We start from the raw sequence: 934 nt of genomic DNA, 5'->3' as shown, positions 1-934 counted from the left end.
ACAGACAATTCAATTATCTGCCAAAATGGGTAAGCAAAAAATTGACAATAAAACGGCCCTACAGAATCATTTAGATTCCTCAGTGATGGAAACTTTACCATTATTATTTCCAAACACAAACACTGAAACAAGTACAGATGGTTCTGTAACAATTACCAATGTGCAAGTTCAACCAAATTATCATGATGGAATTGTTGCTTTGTACTGTTTAGTTGATTACCAACAAGACGAGAGCCAAGGGCAAAAAATATTTAATATAATCTACAGCCTACAATCGGATAGTATTATCTCCATTATCATGGAACACACTGATAAAGGGGGACAGTCATGATTCATAAACTTAAGGCTCATCCATGGATTCTTGCAGGTTCTTTAGTCACTATTCTCTTGTTGTCGATTAATTTAATCATTGTTCAGCAACAAAATAAGCTGCGATCCGTAATCAATAAGAACAGAGCAATCACTAGTCAAACAGTAACAAAAATAACGAAGCAGTGGCCATTTAACGATGCGCAAAATGTCTGTCAGGAATTTTTCAGTGCTTATCACACTTTTGATAGTTCAAGACAATTCAACCAACGCTCAAAAACCTGTTCTCCTTTTGCAAGTAATCAAGTAATTGATAATTCTACTCTTTTTCAGTCCGACTACGTTAATAAGAATCACTATGTGGATACACTTGGTTTGCAGTCGAAGCTCTCAGAAGCTGTTTTCTATCCTGATATTAATCAGCCAACTGATGAGACCCAAACCGGCAATGTGAGAGTGGTTGTTAATGCCCAGTTTAAAAATAAGAATTCTGGACAAAGTGTTCTACTATACCACGTTACGTATGATTCGGTCACTCATAAGTTAACCGAAGTTTCATACATTGGAATCGAAAAGATTGAAGCCAATAGTTCAACTTCACTATCATCAAACTAATTACAACTAT

1 protein-coding gene and 1 pseudogene are annotated in these 934 nt (G+C 35.7%); both read left to right on the top strand.

Translation table 11 applies throughout. The features are described 5' to 3' along the window. A pseudogene (locus IV71_RS07375) lies at positions 1-331 on the top strand (hypothetical protein); the annotation flags it as partial. After that, a complete protein-coding gene (locus tag IV71_RS07370; protein ID WP_010691926.1) occupies positions 328-924 on the top strand; it encodes a hypothetical protein in 597 nt (198 codons plus the stop codon). The pseudogene IV71_RS07375 and the gene IV71_RS07370, both read left to right, overlap by 4 nt. Positions 925-934 lie beyond the last annotated feature (10 nt).

The organism is Fructobacillus fructosus KCTC 3544 (genome assembly GCF_001438695.1).
Taxonomy (GTDB): Bacteria; Bacillota; Bacilli; order Lactobacillales; family Lactobacillaceae; genus Fructobacillus; species Fructobacillus fructosus.
The sequence above is the reverse complement of the archived record's forward strand: the minus strand, read 5'-3'. Positions and strand labels throughout refer to the sequence as shown.